Origin of the sequence: Pseudomonas sp. TAE6080 (genome assembly GCF_018732265.1) — a bacterium.
Lineage (GTDB): Bacteria > Pseudomonadota > Gammaproteobacteria > Pseudomonadales > Pseudomonadaceae > Aquipseudomonas > Aquipseudomonas brenneri.
The window spans coordinates 62,421-79,644 of the sequence record NZ_JAHIDY010000010.1; the positions used below are offsets into that span (position 1 = coordinate 62,421).

The 17,224-nt window shown below is 60.4% G+C and carries 19 protein-coding genes; 6 read left to right on the plus strand and 13 right to left on the minus strand.

Going from position 1 to position 17,224, the window contains the following annotated elements; translation table 11 throughout:
- The first annotated feature begins 3 nt into the window (after window positions 1–3).
- Complete coding sequence (gene cysN / locus KL786_RS09915) at window positions 4–1,902, plus strand: sulfate adenylyltransferase subunit CysN (RefSeq protein WP_215517493.1); 1,899 nt, start codon at window positions 4–6, stop codon at window positions 1,900–1,902.
- A gap of 185 nt (window positions 1,903–2,087) precedes the next feature.
- On the opposite strand, the gene yihG is transcribed toward cysN, so the two are convergent.
- From yihG to KL786_RS09930, 3 genes are read right to left on the minus strand one after another with little or no spacing between them, the layout of a single operon-like run.
- The gene (gene yihG, locus KL786_RS09920; protein WP_215517494.1) at window positions 2,088–2,987 is read right to left on the minus strand and encodes a 1-acylglycerol-3-phosphate O-acyltransferase, YihG family; all 900 of its coding nucleotides are present in this window, start codon (window positions 2,985–2,987) and stop codon (window positions 2,088–2,090) included.
- Window positions 2,988–5,087 carry a phosphate acetyltransferase gene (gene pta, locus KL786_RS09925; protein ID WP_032857730.1) on the minus strand — a complete coding sequence of 700 codons (2,100 nt, stop codon included), beginning with the start codon at window positions 5,085–5,087 and terminating at the stop codon, window positions 2,988–2,990. It lies immediately after the preceding gene.
- A 60-nt stretch (window positions 5,088–5,147) separates the two neighbouring features.
- Window positions 5,148–5,486 carry a DUF3565 domain-containing protein gene (locus tag KL786_RS09930; RefSeq protein WP_215517495.1) on the minus strand — a complete coding sequence of 113 codons (339 nt, stop codon included), beginning with the start codon at window positions 5,484–5,486 and terminating at the stop codon, window positions 5,148–5,150.
- On the opposite strand from KL786_RS09930, the gene KL786_RS09935 reads away from it, so the two are divergent.
- The 3 genes from KL786_RS09935 to KL786_RS09945 all read left to right on the plus strand — a co-directional run bounded on the left by KL786_RS09935 (window position 5,455) and on the right by KL786_RS09945 (window position 7,885).
- Window positions 5,455–5,940, plus strand: a complete 486-nt coding sequence (locus KL786_RS09935; protein WP_215517496.1) for an FKBP-type peptidyl-prolyl cis-trans isomerase — start codon at window positions 5,455–5,457, stop codon at window positions 5,938–5,940. The two genes, KL786_RS09930 and KL786_RS09935, sit on opposite strands and share 32 nt — an antisense overlap.
- 135 nt (window positions 5,941–6,075) lie before the next feature.
- Window positions 6,076–6,558, plus strand: a complete 483-nt coding sequence (locus tag KL786_RS09940; RefSeq protein ID WP_215517497.1) for a glutathione peroxidase — start codon at window positions 6,076–6,078, stop codon at window positions 6,556–6,558.
- Between the two features lie 223 nt (window positions 6,559–6,781).
- On the plus strand, window positions 6,782–7,885 hold the full coding sequence (locus KL786_RS09945) for an NADH:flavin oxidoreductase (protein ID WP_215517498.1): 1,104 nt from the start codon (window positions 6,782–6,784) through the stop codon (window positions 7,883–7,885).
- Between the two features lie 103 nt (window positions 7,886–7,988).
- On the opposite strand, the gene KL786_RS09950 is transcribed toward KL786_RS09945, so the two are convergent.
- The 4 genes from KL786_RS09950 to cysZ all read right to left on the minus strand — a co-directional run bounded on the left by KL786_RS09950 (window position 7,989) and on the right by cysZ (window position 11,559).
- Window positions 7,989–8,351 carry a hypothetical protein gene (locus tag KL786_RS09950; protein WP_215517499.1) on the minus strand — a complete coding sequence of 121 codons (363 nt, stop codon included), beginning with the start codon at window positions 8,349–8,351 and terminating at the stop codon, window positions 7,989–7,991.
- 118 nt (window positions 8,352–8,469) lie between these two features.
- Window positions 8,470–9,648 (minus strand): glycosyltransferase family 4 protein, encoded by a 1,179-nt coding sequence (locus KL786_RS09955; protein ID WP_215517500.1) that lies wholly within the window; start codon window positions 9,646–9,648, stop codon window positions 8,470–8,472.
- A 79-nt stretch (window positions 9,649–9,727) separates the two neighbouring features.
- Window positions 9,728–10,720, minus strand: a complete 993-nt coding sequence (locus KL786_RS09960) for a cytochrome-c peroxidase (protein ID WP_215517501.1) — start codon at window positions 10,718–10,720, stop codon at window positions 9,728–9,730.
- 83 nt (window positions 10,721–10,803) lie between these two features.
- Window positions 10,804–11,559 carry a sulfate transporter CysZ gene (gene cysZ, locus KL786_RS09965; protein ID WP_215517502.1) on the minus strand — a complete coding sequence of 252 codons (756 nt, stop codon included), beginning with the start codon at window positions 11,557–11,559 and terminating at the stop codon, window positions 10,804–10,806.
- 294 nt (window positions 11,560–11,853) lie between these two features.
- Here cysZ and trxB point away from each other — a divergent pair, with 294 nt between their 5' ends.
- Window positions 11,854–12,816 (plus strand): thioredoxin-disulfide reductase, encoded by a 963-nt coding sequence (gene trxB, locus KL786_RS09970; RefSeq protein WP_215517503.1) that lies wholly within the window; start codon window positions 11,854–11,856, stop codon window positions 12,814–12,816.
- 184 nt (window positions 12,817–13,000) lie between these two features.
- Here the strand turns inward: trxB and KL786_RS09975 are convergent, their stop codons facing one another.
- The 5 genes from KL786_RS09975 to KL786_RS09995 all read right to left on the minus strand — a co-directional run bounded on the left by KL786_RS09975 (window position 13,001) and on the right by KL786_RS09995 (window position 15,411).
- Complete coding sequence (locus tag KL786_RS09975; RefSeq protein WP_215517504.1) at window positions 13,001–13,339, minus strand: HopJ type III effector protein; 339 nt, start codon at window positions 13,337–13,339, stop codon at window positions 13,001–13,003.
- Complete coding sequence (locus KL786_RS09980) at window positions 13,332–13,628, minus strand: DUF1244 domain-containing protein (RefSeq protein ID WP_032857713.1); 297 nt, start codon at window positions 13,626–13,628, stop codon at window positions 13,332–13,334. The genes KL786_RS09975 and KL786_RS09980 overlap by 8 nt, the downstream gene beginning before the upstream one ends.
- Window positions 13,629–13,651: 23 nt before the next feature.
- Window positions 13,652–14,023 (minus strand): dihydroneopterin triphosphate 2'-epimerase, encoded by a 372-nt coding sequence (folX, locus tag KL786_RS09985; protein WP_032857710.1) that lies wholly within the window; start codon window positions 14,021–14,023, stop codon window positions 13,652–13,654.
- Window positions 14,024–14,078: 55 nt separating this feature from the next.
- Complete coding sequence (gene folM, locus KL786_RS09990; protein ID WP_215517505.1) at window positions 14,079–14,789, minus strand: dihydromonapterin reductase; 711 nt, start codon at window positions 14,787–14,789, stop codon at window positions 14,079–14,081.
- A 61-nt stretch (window positions 14,790–14,850) separates the two neighbouring features.
- Complete coding sequence (locus KL786_RS09995) at window positions 14,851–15,411, minus strand: putative antibiotic biosynthesis monooxygenase (protein ID WP_215517506.1); 561 nt, start codon at window positions 15,409–15,411, stop codon at window positions 14,851–14,853.
- Window positions 15,412–15,626: 215 nt separating this feature from the next.
- Between KL786_RS09995 and KL786_RS10000 the strand changes: the two genes are divergently transcribed.
- Window positions 15,627–16,586, plus strand: coding sequence for a MerR family transcriptional regulator (locus KL786_RS10000; protein WP_215517507.1), 960 nt, complete (start codon window positions 15,627–15,629; stop codon window positions 16,584–16,586).
- A gap of 2 nt (window positions 16,587–16,588) precedes the next feature.
- Here the strand turns inward: KL786_RS10000 and KL786_RS10005 are convergent, their stop codons facing one another.
- On the minus strand, window positions 16,589–17,194 hold the full coding sequence (locus KL786_RS10005; protein ID WP_215517508.1) for a hypothetical protein: 606 nt from the start codon (window positions 17,192–17,194) through the stop codon (window positions 16,589–16,591).
- Window positions 17,195–17,224 lie beyond the last annotated feature (30 nt).

A 17,224-nucleotide genomic window follows, 5' to 3' on the forward strand; every position in this document is an offset into this window, starting at 1 on the left:
GTCATGTCGCACGTATCTGATTTGATCAGCGAGGACATCCTCGCCTACCTGGGCCAGCACGAACGCAAGGAAATGCTGCGCTTTTTGACCTGTGGCAACGTCGACGACGGCAAGAGCACCCTGATCGGGCGCCTGTTGCACGACTCCAAGATGATCTACGAAGATCACCTGGAAGCCATCACCCGTGATTCGAAGAAAGTCGGCACCACCGGTGACGACATCGACCTGGCGTTGCTGGTCGATGGCCTGCAGGCCGAGCGTGAGCAAGGCATCACCATCGATGTGGCCTACCGCTATTTCTCCACCGCCAAGCGCAAGTTCATCATCGCCGACACTCCAGGCCATGAGCAGTACACGCGCAACATGGCCACCGGTGCGTCCACTTGTGACCTGGCGATCATCCTGATCGACGCGCGCTACGGCGTGCAGACCCAGACCCGGCGCCATAGCTTTATCGCCTCGTTGCTGGGCATCAAACACATTGTGGTGGCCGTCAACAAGATGGACATCAATGGCTTTGACCAACGCGTATTCGAGTCGATCAAGGCCGATTACCTGAAGTTTGCCGACGGCATCGCGTTCAAGCCGAGCACCCTGGCCTTCGTGCCGATGTCGGCGCTCAAGGGCGACAACGTGGTGAACAAGAGCGAGCGTTCGCCCTGGTACACCGGCCAGTCGCTGATGGAGATCCTTGAAACCGTCGAGATCGCCAACGACCGCAACTACACCGACCTGCGGTTCCCGGTGCAGTACGTCAACCGTCCGAACCTGAACTTCCGTGGCTTTGCCGGCACCCTGGCCAGCGGCGTGGTGCACAAGGGCGACGAAGTCGTGGTGCTGCCGTCGGGCAAGAGCAGCCGCGTCAAGTCCATCGTCACCTTCGAAGGTGAACTGGAACACGCAGGTCCCGGCCAGGCCGTGACCTTGACCATGGAAGACGAGATCGACATCTCCCGTGGCGACCTGTTGGTGCATGCCGACAACGTGCCGCAAGTGACCGACGCCTTCGACGCCATGCTGGTGTGGATGGCCGAGGAACCGATGCTGCCGGGCAAGAAGTACGACATCAAGCGTGCGACCAGCTACGTGCCGGGCTCGATCACCAGCATTGTTCATCGCGTGGACGTGAACACCCTGGAAGAAGGTCCGGCCAGTGCCTTGCAGTTGAACGAGATCGGCCGGGTCAAGGTCAGCCTCGACGCGGCCATCGCCCTGGACGGTTACGCCAGCAACCGCACCACTGGCGCCTTTATCGTCATCGACCGTTTGACCAACGGCACCGTGGCGGCGGGCATGATCATCGCGCCACCGGTCGGCCATGGCGGCGCGGCGCAACATGGCAAGTTGGCCCACGTGGCCACCGAAGAGCGTGCGCAGCGTTTCGGCCAGCAGCCGGCCACCGTGTTGTTCAGTGGCCTGTCGGGCGCGGGCAAAAGCACCCTGGCCTATGCGGTCGAGCGCAAGCTGTTCGACATGGGCCGTGCGGTGTTTGTACTGGATGGGCAGAACCTGCGGCATGACCTGAACAAAGGCCTGCCACAGGATCGTGCCGGGCGTACCGAGAACTGGCGTCGTGCCGCCCACGTGGCGCGTCAGTTCAACGAAGCCGGCCTGCTGACCCTGGCCGCGTTTGTTGCGCCGGATGCCGAAGGCCGTGAACAGGCCAAGGCGTTGATCGGCAGTGATCGTTTGCTCACCGTATACGTGCAGGCATCGCCGCTGGTATGTGCCGAGCGTGACCCGCAAGGTTTGTACGCAGCCGGTGGGGATAACATCCCCGGCGAGTCGTTCCCGTACGACGTGCCGTTGAATGCCGACCTGGTGATCGACACCCAGGCCCTGTCGGTGGACGACAGCGTCAAGCAGGTGTTGGAACTGCTGCGCCAGCGCGGCGCGATCTAAACCTCGCCGCCATAAAAAGCCCGCCACCGATCACTCGGTGGCGGGCTTTTCACATTCTTAAGATCAACACCGTCAATGTGGGAGCTGGCTTGCCTGCGATGCAGGCACCTCGGTCTGTCAGTTACACCGTTGCGATTCCATCGCAGGCAAGCCAGCTCCCACAGGGAATTATGTCCACAGGTCGATCAGCGGTGGCCTGGGAAATCTGTGTGCAGCTTTTCCAGCAACGCATCCTTTTCAGTCCACAGGTTATTGATCCAGCCCTGGAACGCCAGCCGATACTCCCCATCCTGCTCATAATTCTTGCCAATGAACTCGGCCGGGATCTGCACCTCTTCAAACTGCACCACCACCTCCCGCACATTGCCGCACAGCAGGTCCCAATAGCCGGGACGCCCGCCAGGGTAGTGAATGGTCACGTTGACCAGTGACTTCAACTGCTCGCCCATGGCATCCAGCACAAATGCAATGCCACCGGCCTTGGGCTTGAGCAGGTAACGAAACGGCGACTGCTGCTGCGCATGTTTGCCTGGGGTAAAGCGTGTGCCTTCGGCAAAGTTGAAAATGCCCACCGGGTTGTCACGAAACTTCGCACAGGTCTTGCGGGTGGTTTCCAGGTCCTTGCCTTTCTTCTCCGGGTGTTTTTCCAGATAGGCCTTGGTGTAGCGCTTCATGAACGGGAAGCCCAGTGCCCACCACGCCAGGCCAATCACCGGCACCCAGATCAGTTCCTGCTTGAGGAAAAATTTCAGCGGGCGGATGCGACGATTGAGCACGTACTGCAACACCATGATGTCGACCCAGCTCTGATGGTTGCTGGTCACCAGGTACGAGTGCTGGTAATCCAGACCCTCAAGGCCCTTGAGGTGCCAGCGCGTGCGGCGCACCAGGTTCATCCAGGCCTTGTTATTGCTGATCCAGGCCTCGTGGGTGTGGTTCATCAGCCACTCGCTCAAGCGCTTGGCAAACGGCAGCAGCTTGCACAGCGCGACGATAAACAGGAACGAGCACAACAGGATCGTGTTCAACGCCAGCAGCAGCGAGGCGATTACCCCGCGCACGGCGGCAGGCAGAAAATCCAGCATTTAGATATCCATAGGTCGGTTGGCGGCTTGAATCGCGGTCAGGGCGATGGTGTAGACAATGTCATCCACCTGGGCCCCACGGGGCAGATCGTTCACGGGTTTGCGCAGGCCTTGCAGCATCGGGCCGAGGCTGACGCAATCGGCACTGCGCTGCACTGCCTTGTAGGTGGTGTTGCCGGTGTTGAGGTCGGGGAACACAAACACCGTGGCCTTGCCCGCTACCTGGCTGTTGGGCGCCAGTTGCCGGGCGACGCTTTCGTTGGCGGCGGCATCGTACTGCAACGGGCCGTCGATCAGCAGCGAACTCTGTTGTTCGTGGGCCAGCAGGGTGGCTTCGCGGACCTTCTCCACCTCTTCGCCGCTGGCCGAGTCACCGCTGGAATAGCTGATCATCGCCACCCGCGGGGTGATGCCGAAGGCGGCGGCCGAGTCGGCGCTTTGCAGGGCGATTTCCGCCAGTTCCGCTGCGCTTGGGTGCGGGTTCATCACGCAGTCGCCGTACACCAGCACCTGCTCGGGGAACAGCATGAAAAACACCGATGACACCAGGGTGCAGCCCGGTGCGGTCTTGATCAGTTGCAAGGCCGGGCGGATGGTATTGGCGGTGGAGTGGATGACCCCGGAGACCAGGCCGTCCACTTCATCGAGCGCCAACATCATCGTGGCGATGACCACGGTGTCTTCCAGTTGCTGCTCGGCCATCGGTGCATTGAGGCTCTTGCTCTTGCGCAGCGCCACCATCGGCTCGACATAACGCTCGCGGATCAGGTCCGGGTCAAGAATCTCCAGGCCTTCGGGCAACTCGATGCCTTGGGCACGGGCCACGGCTTCGACGTCGGCCGGCTTGGCCAGCAACACGCAACGGGCAATGCCCCGGGCTTGGCAAATGGCGGCGGCTTGCACGGTCAACGGCTCGCTGCCTTCGGGCAACACGATGCGCTTGTTGGCCGCCTGGGCACGCTGGATCAACTGGTAGCGGAACACCGCCGGTGACAGGCGCATCTCCCGTGGCGTGCCGCAACGCTGGTGCAACCAGCGCGCGTCCAGGTGGCTGGCGACAAAGTCGGTGATGATCTCTGCGCGCTCGCGGTCATCAATCGGAATTTCCTTGTTCAGGCTGTTGAGCTGGTTGGCGGTGTCGTAGGAGCCGGTGCTCACCGACAGCACCGGCAGCCCGGCCTGGAACGCGCCACGGCACAGATCCATGATGCGCGGGTCGGGCAGGGTGTCGCTGGTCAGCAACAGGCCGGCCAGGGGCACACCATTGATTGCGGCCAGGCTGACGGCGAGGATGATGTCGTCGCGGTCTCCCGGCGTCACCACCAGGACACCGGGCTTGAGCAGTTCCACGGTGTTGCGCATGGTGCGCGCGCAAATGATGATCTTGGTCATGCGCCGGGTTTCATAGTCACCGGCATTGAGCACTTGGGCGCCCATCAGGTCGGCCACGTCACGGGTGCGCGGCGCATTGAGCTCCGGTTGGAACGGAATGCAGCCCAGCAGGCGGAAATCGCCACTGCGCAGCAACGGCGAATGCTCCTTGAGGCGGGCGGCGAAGGCTTCCATGCTTTCGTCGGTCTGCACCTTGTTGAGGATCACGCCGAGCACTTTCGGGTCTTTCGGGCCGCCGAACAGTTGCGCCTGTAATTCCACGCGACCGGACAGTTCGGTCAGCACTTCGTTTTCCGGCGCCGAGACGAGGATGACTTCGGCATCCAGGCTTTTGGCCAGGTGCAGGTTGACCCGGGCCGCATAGCTGGCGCTGCGGGTTGGCACCATGCCTTCGACAATCAGCACGTCCTTGCCCACGGCGGCCTGCTGGTAAAGGGTGATGATTTCTTCGAGCAATTCATCGAGCTGGCCATCGCCGAGCATTCGCTCGACATGGGCCAGGCCCAGGGGTTGTGGCGGTTTCAGGCCGTGGGTGCGCGCCACCAGCTCGGTGGAGCGCTCAGGCCCGGTGTCGCCGGGGTGCGGCTGGGCAATCGGCTTGAAGAAGCCGACTTTCAGCCCGGCCCGCTCAAGGGTACGCACCAGCCCAAGGCTGATGGAGGTCAGACCCACACCAAAATCGGTGGGCGCGATAAAAAAAGTCTGCATGCGAATTCTCTGAAGGTGCATGGCTTGGGTGGCGCTCTATGGTTGAGCGTCGACCGCGAATCAGGTGCCAAGGGTATCGTTATCCGGGCCCTGCGCACACCAGCCACAGGCAAAGGGCTGGCCTATTTTTGCCAGGCGTTGCGCCGGGTCAAGGACCCAGGCCCGGGATTGCCAGGGCGGCTGGTGGCGCAGGTGCTGCGTATGGCCGCAGGACAGCGCGACAACCCAGTGTCCGTCTGCGTCCTGCTGAAATCCTGCGACCGTCGGGTCACCGGATCGACCCCGTCTGTCCGGGTTCTGTTCGCTTTCGGGCAAATCCTTGTTTAGACTTGTCCGTTCTTCATTCTTATGCAAAAGGTCTCGCCCCATGACGATCGCCGCTAACAAGGCTGTCTCCATCGACTATACCCTGACCAACGACGCTGGTGAGGTCATCGACAGCTCCTCCGGCGGCGCGCCGCTGGTCTACCTGCAAGGCGCAGGTAACATCATCCCAGGCCTGGAAAAGGCCCTGGAAGGCAAGAACGTTGGTGATGAGCTGACCGTTGCCGTAGAACCTGAAGATGCCTACGGCGAGTACTCGGCCGAACTGGTCAGCACCCTGAGCCGCAGCATGTTCGAAGGCGTTGACGAACTGGAAGTGGGCATGCAGTTCCACGCTTCCGCGCCGGATGGCCAGATGCAGATCGTGACCATTCGCGACCTGGACGGCGACGACGTGACCGTCGACGGCAACCACCCGCTGGCAGGCCAGCGCCTGAACTTCCAGGTCAAGATCGTTGCCATCCGCGACGCTTCCCAGGAAGAAGTGGCTCACGGCCACGTGCACGGCGAAGGTGGTCACCAACATTAATTGACGGTCATAGCCCGTCAGTTGAAAAGAAAGGCGCCTTCGGGCGCCTTTTTTGATTGGCGGCTATTCTTGCCGACTTGACGGTTGTAATCTCGAATGGCCGTTACGAAGAATATGGGAAATCTGGAGTTTGTCATGAGTGCTTTCCACGACCTGAAACTCAAAGCCCTGGATGGTCAGGAGCTGCCTCTGGCGCCCTACAAGGGGCAAGTCGTGCTGGTGGTCAATGTCGCCTCCAAATGTGGGCTGACCCCGCAATACGCCGCGCTGGAAAACCTCTACCAGCAATACAAGGACCAGGGGTTTACCGTACTGGGCTTGCCGTGCAACCAGTTTGCGGGGCAGGAGCCGGGAACGGAGGAAGAAATCCGCGAATTTTGCAGCCTCAACTACGGCGTGACCTTTCCATTGGGCAGCAAGTTGGATGTGAACGGTCCTGATCGCCATCAGTTGTATCGCTTGCTGGCGGGCGAGGGCGCCGAGTTTCCCGGGGATATCACCTGGAATTTCGAGAAGTTCCTGCTGGGCAAAGATGGACGGGTTTTGGCGCGGTTTTCCCCGCGCACAGCGCCTGATGACCCCACGATTGTCCAAGCCATCGAAAAAGCCCTGGCCTGACCTGTTTAGGAGCCGGCTTGCCGGCGATGGCGCCTGGAAGAGCACCTCGGTGTCAGGTAGACAACATCACCGTTAACGCGCATCGCCAGCAAGCTGGCTCCTACAGTGTTTTGTGTAGCTCCCGGCTTTTGCACCTTAATCACCGCAATCAATAGTGCTATCCAGCCCTCCGCGCGCGCCATATTATCCGCATCATAAAATCCCTCTGCCGCGGAGTGCTCCCATGCCTGTCCAAGCCTTGTTCAAACCTTTCCAGCTCGGCGCACTGCAATTGCCGACCCGCGTGGTCATGGCGCCGATGACTCGCTCGTTTTCCCCCGGTGGCATACCGAACGCCAAAGTGATCGAGTACTACCGTCGCCGTGCGGCGGCCGGTGTAGGCCTGATCATTACCGAAGGTACGGTGGTGGGCCATCAGGCTTCCAACGGGTACCCGAACGTTCCGCATTTCTACGGTGAAGCGGCATTGGCCGGCTGGAAGAAAGTCGTCGATGCGGTGCATGCCGAAGGTGGCAAGATTGTTCCGCAACTGTGGCACGTGGGTAGCGTGCGGCGCATCGGCACCGAGCCGGATGCCAGCGTGCCGGCCTATGGCCCGATGGAAAAGCTCAAGGATGGCAACGTGGTGGTCCACGGCATGACCGCCCAGGATATCAAGGAGGTGATCGCGGCCTTCGCCCAGGCTGCCAAGGATGCCCAGGATATCGGCATGGATGGCGTGGAAATCCACGGTGCCCACGGTTACCTGGTCGACCAGTTCTTCTGGGAGGGCAGCAACCAGCGCACCGATGAATACGGTGGCAGCCTGGCCAATCGTTCGCGCTTTGCCATTGAATTGATCCAGGCTGTTCGGGCCGCAACAGGGCCTGAGTTTCCGATCATTTTCCGTTTCTCCCAATGGAAGCAGCAGGATTACACCGCGCACCTGGTGCAAACCCCTGAGGCGTTGGGGGAGTTTCTCAAGCCGTTGTCTGACGCCGGTGTGGATATTTTCCACTGCTCCACCCGCCGGTTCTGGGAGCCTGAGTTTGATGGCTCCGAGCTGAACCTGGCGGGCTGGACGCGCAAGCTCACGGGCAAGCCGACGATCACCGTGGGCAGTGTCGGGCTGGACGGCGAGTTCCTGCAGTTCATGGTCAACACCGACAAAATCGCACAGCCGGCGAGCCTGGAAAAACTCTTGGAGCGCTTGAGCAACGATGAGTTCGATCTGGTGGCTGTGGGCCGGGCGTTGCTGGTGGATCCGGATTGGGCGTTGAAGGTCCGTGAAGGCCGTGAAGGCGATATCTTGCCGTTCAGTCGTGAGGCGTTGATGACACTGGTGTAAAGATAGCGGTGAGCCGTCTAATGGCACCGAACATCTTAGCTGCTGTGGATGGCAGGGCTGTCCGGTGCCCTTGAAAGTGCCTTATTTTTAGGCTGAAAAATATTTATGACGTTAGGAATGGCAGAGGCTTCAAAATAGTCCGACGGTTGTCAGTCGTGGGTGCAACCCCCCCGTTGGGGAATTGGCTAAAAGGGTGCTGCTTTGACGATATTCCCAGTTCCCCCCGGAGCTGGTTTCGTGCCATTTTTTGTTTGAGTGCTGTTTCATCAGGGAGGTCCGCCTCGAGCGTGAGCCGGTGGAATCGTTTACTGCTGAGCAGTTTTTGCTCATTGGCGGTGTATGGTTCCATATCCCTGCCGTACTTTTGCCATAGTTGATCGTTCTGTGTTTGATCTTGATGGCTGTTTTGCGTGATCGTAGTGGGCGCAATTGATTGAAATGTGTGGGTATTGAGGTTGATTGACATGTTTTATGACTCCGTCTGGTGATTGCCAACCCTAGGCCGAACGTACCTGAGGGCGAATCACTTCTTGTATGGCGCCAGACTAGTTTGGGGTTCCATGTCTAAAGTAAACAGATGTGTGTCATACCCAATGCGAGTTGCCTGTAGCCACACGGTTTTCATCACAAGCCCCGCGTAACTGGCCCTCGAACTGCTCGATAATCGCCGGCCAACCCTGGCGGCTGGCATGCTGGCGCGCATTCAGGCGCACCCGGCGCAAACTCTCTGGCTCTTCGAGCAACCAACTGGCCGCGTCGCAAAATGCGTCCTCGTCTCCCGGCATTGCCACCGCACCACTGTAGCCATGGCGGATATGCTGGGTGGCGGCCGCCTGGTCGTAGGCGACCACGCCCAGTCCTGATGCCATCGCCTCCAGCACCACATTGCCAAAGGTTTCGGTGAGGCTGGGAAACAGAAACAGGTCCCCGCAGGCATAGTGTCGGGCCAATTCCTCACCGCGTTGCGCCCCGCAGAAAATCGCTTCTGGAAGAGCCTTTGCCAATGCTTCGCGTTGCGGTCCGTCACCGACGACGATCAGCTTCAAACGCCGTTGTGGATAAGTCGCCTGCAACCCGTCGAAGCAGCGTTTGAGCAGCCCCAGGTTTTTCTCCGGCGCCAGGCGCCCGACATGCACGATTGCAATATCTTCATTGCCCAGCCCCCATTGCCCACGCAGGGCATTGTCACGTCTGGCCGGGTGGAACAATTGGCTGTCGACGCCGCGTGACAACAGGTCCAGGCGCTCGAAGTGGCGGCGCTCCAGCTCCAGGCGCTGGCTGACGCTGGGCACCAGGGTCAGGGTGGAACGGTTGTGGAACCAGCGCAGGTAATGGGTCAGCACCCGGCTGAGCATGCCCAGGCCGTACTGGCTGGAATACTGCTGGAAGTTGGTATGAAAGCCGCTGACCACACTGATCCCCAGGCGCCGTGCCGCACGCAGGGCCGACAAACCCAGTGGGCCTTCGGTGGCGATATACAGCACGTCGGGGCGCCGGCGCTTCCAGCGGCGTAGCAGTTTGTGCATTGAAGACTGGCCCCATTGCAGCCCGGGATACCCCGGCAAGGGCCAGCCGCGACACAGCAGCAGGCCGTCGTCGCTGGGGCGACTCTGGTCGCCACCCTGGCGCGGGCGCACCAGTTCCACCTGATGCCCACGTGCGCGCAGGCCGTCACATAGGCGGCCAAGGGTATTGGCCACGCCGTTGATCTCGGGTGGGAAGGTTTCGGTAATCAGGGTGATATTCAGGAAAGCTGTCGTCATGCTGCCAGTGTCGGCGCGGGCCATGTCGTCATTGTGTCATCGCAATGACGGATTTATGACGACAGGGCCCGCTACTGGCTTAGTTGAACGGTGTAGGACGCGGGGTCTTGGCCGAGGACGGCGGCAGGATCGGCAGCTTGAAGTCCGGCTGGTCGCCGGTCAGGGTGTCGAGGAACGCGACAATCTGGCTGACCTCATCGGTGCTCAACTTGCGCCCCAGTTGCAGGCGGGCCATGACGTCCACCGCTTCGGTCAGGTTCCAGTAGGCACCGTCGTGGAAGTAGGGGTAGGTCAGGGCGACGTTACGCAAGGTTGGCACCTTGAACATCATCCGGTCCTGATCCTTGCCGGTCAGGCCCGCCACGCCCTGGGCCGGATTTTTGGTGGCGTAGGGTTCGACCATGCCCATTTTCTGGAAGGTGCTGCCACCGACCGCCTCGCCGTTATGACAGGCCACGCAGCCGATGCTCTTGAACAACTGGTAGCCCTGCGCTGCCGTGGCGCTGATGGCTTTTTTATCGCCCAGCAGCCAGCGGTCGAACGGGGCGTTGGGGGTGACCAGGGTTTCTTCGAAGGCGGCGATGGCGTTGGTCACATCGTCGAACTTGATGCCGTCATCGCCATACACGTTCTTGAACGCGGCCTGGTATTGGGGGATCGAGCGCAGCACGTCCACGGCCAGGTCATGGGTGAAGCCCATTTCGCCCGGGTTGGCGATCGGGCCACCGGCCTGTTCCTGCAGGGTCGCTGCGCGGCCATCCCAGAACTGCGCGACGCTCATGCTGGAGTTGAGCACCGTCGGTGAGTTGATCGGCCCCTGGTGCCAGTTATGCCCGATGGAGGTGGGCAGATTGTCACTGCCGCCCATGCTCAGGTTGTGGCACGAGTTGCAGGAAATAAAACCGGACTTGGACAGGCGCGGGTCGAAGAACAATTGCTTGCCCAACTCGACCTTGGCGGCGTCAGTGATTTTCGCCGGCTGCACCGGCAGGATCGGCTCGCTGGCGGCTGCGGCCCCCCAGGCCTCACCGCCCAACATCAACCCAAACATCAGCATCAACGGTCTGTACATGGCTTGCTCCCCACAGGCTTATAGTTTTAATAACCATGTGCTTTATGTGGGTAAATCGTCATGATCCAGGTCAATCGAACCGATCAGGGTTTTTCCGCCAGCATGGTTTCGGCGCCGCGCTCACGGACCCAGAACAATGTGGCCCCGGCCACCGCCGCCGGCATCATCAGCAGGTTGACCACCGGCACCAGCAACACGAGGTAGACGATCCCGCCAAAGCTCATGCTCTGCCAGCGCTTCTGGCGCAGCCAGGCGAGCATTTCGTTCCAGCCCAGTTTGTGGTTATCCGCCGGGTAGTCGATGTATTGGATCGCCATCATCCATACCCCGAACAGCAGCCACAGGGGGGCGGCGATCAGGTTGACCACGGGAATGAACGACAGGATAAACAGGCCGATGGCGCGTGGCAGGAAGTAACCGAGCTTGCGCATTTCCCGCGCCAGTGTGCGCGGGACCATGGCGAACAGCTCGGCCCAACTGAAAGCCGGGAAGTTATCGGTACCGCGCACCACCACTTCGACCTTCTCGGCGAGAAAACCATTGAAGGGTGCCGCGATGATATTGGCGAGCATGGTGAAGCTGAAAAACACCATAAAGGCCACCAGCAGCACAAACAGCGGCCACAGGATGTAACTGAGGAAGCTCAGCCAACTGGGCAGCGTCGGCATCAAGGTGTCGACCCATAGGCTGAACTGATGACCAGCAAAATAGATCAATCCGACGAACAGTATCAGGTTGATCGCCAGGGGCAGCAGGACAAACAGACGCAGGCCTGGGCTCAAGACCAGTTTCAGGCCTTCGCGCAGGTATTGTGGGCCTGACAGAACGGGGGCGGGCATGGGTAACTCCGGGTAAAAGGGCAAACGCGCCGACCTTACCGGCTTTGCGAAAGCGGTGAAAGCACGGTCAGCGAGTCGACATTAACGGTAACAAACATGTCGATTAATAGGGGGTACAGGATAGAGACCACCTATGAGCTGGATTGTTATTCCGTATTTCCTTAATCTTGCCCCCCTCTATACGCTGCACCCATTATTTTTCAGGACCTTGCGAGTTCAAGCCTTCCCCAAGTGCTTCGCGGTCCTTTTTTATTCCAGCCGCTCTGTAGTCCGGGCGGTCGATAGGAGTGAGTCATGTCTGATAGCCGTCATTCGCGAGTGATTATTCTCGGTTCCGGCCCTGCCGGTTACAGCGCTGCGGTCTACGCGGCCCGGGCCAACCTCAAGCCGTTGCTGATCACCGGCATGCAGGCGGGTGGTCAGTTGACCACCACCACTGAAGTCGACAACTGGCCGGGCGATGTCCACGGCCTGACCGGCCCGGTGCTGATGGAACGCATGAAAGAACACGCCGAGCGCTTCGAGACCGAAATCGTCTTCGACCATATCAATGCCGTGGATTTCTCGAAAAAGCCCTACAGCCTGACCGGCGACAGCGGCGTCTACACCTGTGACGCGCTGATCATTGCCACCGGCGCCAGCGCCCGTTACCTGGGCCTGCCGTCGGAAGAGGCATTCATGGGCAAGGGTGTTTCGGCCTGTGCAACCTGCGACGGTTTCTTCTACCGCAACAAGCCAGTGGCTGTGGTCGGTGGCGGCAACACGGCGGTGGAAGAGGCGCTGTACCTGGCCAACATCGCCAGCACCGTGACCCTGGTTCACCGCCGCGAAACCTTCCGCGCCGAGAAGATCCTGATCGACAAGCTGCACGCGCGGGTTGCCGAAGGCAAGATCATCCTCAAGCTCAACGCTACCCTGGATGAAGTCCTGGGCGACAACATGGGCGTGACCGGTGCCCGCCTGAAAAACAACGATGGCAGTTTCGACGAGCTGAAAGTCGACGGCGTGTTCATCGCCATCGGCCACACCCCGAACACTTCGCTGTTCGAAGGTGTGCTGGAAGCCAAGGACGGTTACCTGGTGGTGAAGGGCGGCCGTGAAGGCAATGCCACCGCGACCAACCTGGAAGGCATCTTTGCTGCTGGCGATGTGGCTGACCACGTTTACCGTCAGGCCATCACCTCGGCCGGCGCCGGTTGCATGGCGGCCCTGGATGCCGAGCGTTACCTCGATGGTTTGAAAGACGCTTCTTTCTAAACCGTTGCAATAAAAAAACCGGCCAAAAGGCCGGTTTTTTTGTGTGTAACTGGACGAGCGCCGCAATCTCAATCTGGCAATCCAATCAATGTGGGAGCTGGCTTGCCTGCGATGGCGGTATGACAGTCACCACCGCCATCGCGGGCAAGCCCGGCTCCCACATTGACCGGGTTTGCAAGCGGGATCAGCGGCGGGTCAAAGGCGGCTGGACAAACTTCACTCCCGCCAACCCATGCTCGATCAACGCGCGGATGTTGCTGTGATCTGTGCCCTCAGGCGTGGCCAGTACCGAACGGTAATGCTCACCAAACGCCAGCAGTGCTTGCTGGTCGCTCAAGCCTTCAAGCAGTGCCAGGCCCAGGGTCTTGCACGAACCTTCGTTCTGCCCGGCGGCGTTTTCTACGCTGCCATTGGTGAAGGCCTGTGGCTGGTAGTCGTAGCCGGCGGCAATAAAGGCCAGGGTATCGGCAAAGAGGTGTTCGCCGCTGTCGAGGCTGGCGCGCAGGGTGTTCAGGTCAGTCATGGGTTTTTCCTTTGGCAAACGCCGCTTGTTGTTCGGCGCTGGCTTCTTGCTGGTATTGGGCTTTCCACTCGGCGTACGGCATGCCGTAGACCACTTCGCGGGCGTCATCGAGGCTGACCTCGATCTGGCGCTCATCGGCCTCGGCCTTGTACCACTTGGACAGGCAGTTGCGGCAGAACCCGGCAAGGTTCATCAGGTCGATGTTCTGTACATCCTTGCGGCTGTCCAGGTGCGCCACCAGTCGGCGGAAGGCAGCGGCTTCGAGTTCCAGGCGTTGTTGATCGGTCATAGGGTTCACGCAGATTCAGGGGGTTAACGGCTGGCCGCGAGCGTAATCGACACCGACTCGGCAAAGCGCAGCGCATGGGGCTTGTCGACTTCGACTTCGGCATACAGCACCGACTCATTGCTCATCACCAGGTCCAGCAGTTCCTGGGTCAGGCGTTCGAGCAGGGCAAAGCGATTGCCTTCGACGTGGGCGATGATGGCCTTGGTGATGGTGCGGTAGTTCAAGGCATGGTCGATGTCGTTGTCGCGCACGGCGTCTTGTGCGGCATACAGGATGGTCAGGTTGATCAACACGTCCTGCTTGTTGAGGATCTCATCCTCGTTGATGCCGATAAAGGTGCGCAGACACAGGTCCTTGACCCGGATGCGCGCCATACCTGGTTGAAGTTGTGGCATTGCTACTTGCTCCGTCCAATCAGTTGCAGGAACCCCAGGCGGCTGGCGTTCGGGTTTACTTGACATGCCGCCCGCCGTTGACGGTCAGGGTGGTGCCGGTCACATAAGGGTTGTCCAGCAGGTAACGCACGCTCTGGTAAATCACCTCGGGCCCGGGCTCGATGCCCAGCGCCGACTTGGCCAGGACCTTGGCACGGTAGGCCGCATCGTCGCTGTCGTTGAACATCACCATGGCCGGCGAGATGCCATTGACCTTGATCCGGGGCGCGTATTGGGCGGCGAAGGACAGGGTCAGGCTGTCGAGCCCGGCCTTGGTGGCGCAGTAGGCGATGTGCTGGCGGCTGCCCTTGCGGGTGACATCGTCGCTGATGTGCACAATGTCGGCCAGTGTCGAGCGGTGCAACAAGTCTGCACAATGCAGGTTGATCAGGTACGGCGCAAGCATGTGTACGCTGAACATATCGATAAAGGCGTGGGCTTCGTCACCGGGTGTTTCTACGGCCCAGGTCGAGGCATTGTGGACGATCGCCCGCAGGCTATCGGTATGGGTCTTGAGTTCGCTGATGAACGCCAGGATACCGGCCTCGCACGAGAAATCGGCAAATACGCCAATCGCGCCACGCTCGCGCAAGGCCTGTACGCCAGGGCGTTCATTGCGATAGCTGAAGATCACCGGTTGGTTGTCGTCCAGCAGGCGCAGTGCGCAGTGCAGGCCGACACGTTGGCCGGCGCCGGTAATCAGGATCGGGGCGGGGGTGACGGTCATGGGAGGCTCGGGTCGCGGGCAAGCTAAAACTATACCAGCGACCGGCCTGTTGCGGATGGGCTCAAACGGTTGCTTCGGCAGGTTTGACCCGTGACGGTGCAGGATTGAGCCAGCCTGCCAGCAAATGGGTCGACAAGGGGATGAACAGATAGACCATCAATGGCGTCAGGGCCAGGGTGCTGACCAGCACGCGACTGAACATGCCCAGCTCGGCCAGCAACGGCTCAAGGCCAAAGTTGAACAGCAGCGATACCGGGAAAAATGCCAGCCAGATGGCGACGGCCTGTTTCCAGCGCGGCGGGCGCTGGTCCACGGCACCAAACCAGCCTTCCATGCCGCTGACGCGATGCTCCATGGGGTCTGCGAACAACTCGCTGCCACGTCCGAGCCAGGCGCTGCGCGAGGCCGAGAACTCCCAGGCGTGCAGGGTTTTTTCGTCGGCGAAGCGGAAGATAATCTGGAATTCGCCGCCATCGGCCGGCGGTGCAAGCACGCCTGAGCCCAGGTAGCCGGGAAAGTCGGTAGCCAGTTGCTCGCCTTCACGCAGCCAGCTCATCATGTCCTGATAACGACCTTGGGCAGCGCGGCGCGCGACCATCAAGGTGACGGGTAGGGTAGACATTGTGTATCTCCGAATATGTGGGAGCGCTGCACCGGGTAGGTAGGCGTCCCTGGCGAAACCGCGGGGTAGGGCGGTTACGCAAAAAAACAAGCAAGGATTATTCCTGATTTGACGAAATACGCCAGCAACATTGGACGGCTGGCCGGATCCCTTGAAAAAGACAGGTAGATAAGCGTTAAATGGGATCCAACTATGCATAAATTTTTGGTTCATTGATGTCTGTAATCACAGCACCCTCCCACGGTCTTGAACAAGGCGACCCGTCCGTTACCGATGAGTTGTTCCCGATTCGTGAAGTCGCAAGATTGACAGGTATCAACCCGGTCACCCTGCGGGCGTGGGAGCGGCGTTATGGTTTGATCCAGCCGGTACGCACCGAAAGTGGGCACCGCCTGTACACACAGAAGGACATCGAGACCGTTCATCGAGTTATGGATTGGATCGAGCGTGGTGTGGCTGTCAGCAAAGTTGGCAAGATTCTCGCGCGCGACGATGCGCAGGCCTCTTCCCTGCGCCAGTTGCAGGGTGGCAGCGATGAGCACGAATGGACGCAGTGGCAGCAGCAGTTGCAACTCGCCATCGGCGTTTTTGATGACTTGCAACTGGAACGCCTCTACGGCCAGATTTTTGCGGCGTACCCCGCTGCGGTGGTGTTCCAGGACATCCTGATGCCCCTTTGGCATCAGTTGTTGCGGCATCAGGGGCGTTTCGGCCAAGCCAGCGAATGGCTGTTTTTCGACAGCTTCCTGCGCGCGCGGGTTTCCCAGCGCCTGCAAGTGACCCGCGCAGGCCGCACACCGCAGGTATTGCTGGCAGCCATTGCCGGTGAATGCCGAGAGCTGGAATTACTGGTCGCAGGGCTCATGTTCAGTGGTGATGAACTGGCGGTTCATGTGCTGAGCGTGGGCCAGCCCCTCGATGAGTTGACGCTGATCTGCGAGAAGACGCGCCCGCAGGCGCTGGTGCTGTTCTCTAACCGTTCACCGACCCAGGAACTGCCCAAGCGCCTGGAACGGTTGGCCCTGACCCTGGAATGCCCGCTGCTGCTGGCCGGTGATGCCGCGGACATGGCCGAGCAGCAACTGGCCGGCAGCGCAATAGGTTGCCTGGGCAATGAAGGACGGTTGATGCAGCGGCGCTTGCAACAGTTTCTCGGTGGAACCCTGGATACCTGAAATCAGGCATGCACTTCGGGGTGGGCCAGGCGATGCTGTTGCAGGATGAACTGGCGCAGGCGTTCGGTTTCATCCACATCGGTCTGGTTCAAGCGGTAGGCAAACAGGCCGCGAGCGGTCTCGCGCTCCAGTGTGCCACGCACCGCAATCCGCTCGTAGCCCGACGGGCTGAACCACATCGAGAAGGTGCGTGGTGGTTTGCTGCGGCCCCGGGACTGCACCAGCAGGCCCTTGAACGACACTTCATGCACCCACAACGCACCCGGCTGGCCCCTGACGTTTTCCAGGGCGACCGGCTCTTCGAGCACCAGGCGCCAGGGCCGGATCATCGGCCCGTCCTCGAAAATGCTCGGCACCCCAAGACGCAAGTGCAGGGCATGGAACTCGTCTTCCACCAGTTGCAGTGGAAAGGTCATTTGCTGGTTATCGAATTGCGCCTGGATCGTCACATGCTCATGGGCCGCAAGCCGCGTGAGCAGGTCGCGGATCTGCGCGCCGCCGTTGACCGTCAGGCTCGACGTCACATCCCGCACATTCAGTTGCGGGTTGTGGTGCATGTTCTGGATGAAGTCCAGCTCGTCCTGCGTCAAAAGCGCGTCGCGTTGCATTGATCTGGCTCAAGAAAAGGCGTGGTAAAA

Bases quoted from the DNA above. Each gene is read 5' to 3' on its own strand.
- cysN (WP_215517493.1), top strand. From the start codon at position 4: ATGTCGCACGTATCTGATTTGATCAGCGAGGACATCCTCGCCTACCTG.
- yihG (WP_215517494.1), bottom strand. From the start codon at position 2,987: ATGCTGGATTTTCTGCCTGCCGCCGTGCGCGGGGTAATCGCCTCGCTG.
- pta (WP_032857730.1), bottom strand. From the start codon at position 5,087: ATGCAGACTTTTTTTATCGCGCCCACCGATTTTGGTGTGGGTCTGACC.
- KL786_RS09935 (WP_215517496.1), top strand. From the start codon at position 5,455: ATGACGATCGCCGCTAACAAGGCTGTCTCCATCGACTATACCCTGACC.
- KL786_RS09930 (WP_215517495.1), bottom strand. From the start codon at position 5,486: ATGGAGACAGCCTTGTTAGCGGCGATCGTCATGGGGCGAGACCTTTTG.
- KL786_RS09940 (WP_215517497.1), top strand. From the start codon at position 6,076: ATGAGTGCTTTCCACGACCTGAAACTCAAAGCCCTGGATGGTCAGGAG.
- KL786_RS09945 (WP_215517498.1), top strand. From the start codon at position 6,782: ATGCCTGTCCAAGCCTTGTTCAAACCTTTCCAGCTCGGCGCACTGCAA.
- KL786_RS09950 (WP_215517499.1), bottom strand. From the start codon at position 8,351: ATGTCAATCAACCTCAATACCCACACATTTCAATCAATTGCGCCCACT.
- KL786_RS09955 (WP_215517500.1), bottom strand. From the start codon at position 9,648: ATGACGACAGCTTTCCTGAATATCACCCTGATTACCGAAACCTTCCCA.
- KL786_RS09960 (WP_215517501.1), bottom strand. From the start codon at position 10,720: ATGTACAGACCGTTGATGCTGATGTTTGGGTTGATGTTGGGCGGTGAG.
- cysZ (WP_215517502.1), bottom strand. From the start codon at position 11,559: ATGCCCGCCCCCGTTCTGTCAGGCCCACAATACCTGCGCGAAGGCCTG.
- trxB (WP_215517503.1), top strand. From the start codon at position 11,854: ATGTCTGATAGCCGTCATTCGCGAGTGATTATTCTCGGTTCCGGCCCT.
- KL786_RS09975 (WP_215517504.1), bottom strand. From the start codon at position 13,339: ATGACTGACCTGAACACCCTGCGCGCCAGCCTCGACAGCGGCGAACAC.
- KL786_RS09980 (WP_032857713.1), bottom strand. From the start codon at position 13,628: ATGACCGATCAACAACGCCTGGAACTCGAAGCCGCTGCCTTCCGCCGA.
- folX (WP_032857710.1), bottom strand. From the start codon at position 14,023: ATGCCACAACTTCAACCAGGTATGGCGCGCATCCGGGTCAAGGACCTG.
- folM (WP_215517505.1), bottom strand. From the start codon at position 14,789: ATGACCGTCACCCCCGCCCCGATCCTGATTACCGGCGCCGGCCAACGT.
- KL786_RS09995 (WP_215517506.1), bottom strand. From the start codon at position 15,411: ATGTCTACCCTACCCGTCACCTTGATGGTCGCGCGCCGCGCTGCCCAA.
- KL786_RS10000 (WP_215517507.1), top strand. From the start codon at position 15,627: ATGTCTGTAATCACAGCACCCTCCCACGGTCTTGAACAAGGCGACCCG.
- KL786_RS10005 (WP_215517508.1), bottom strand. From the start codon at position 17,194: ATGCAACGCGACGCGCTTTTGACGCAGGACGAGCTGGACTTCATCCAG.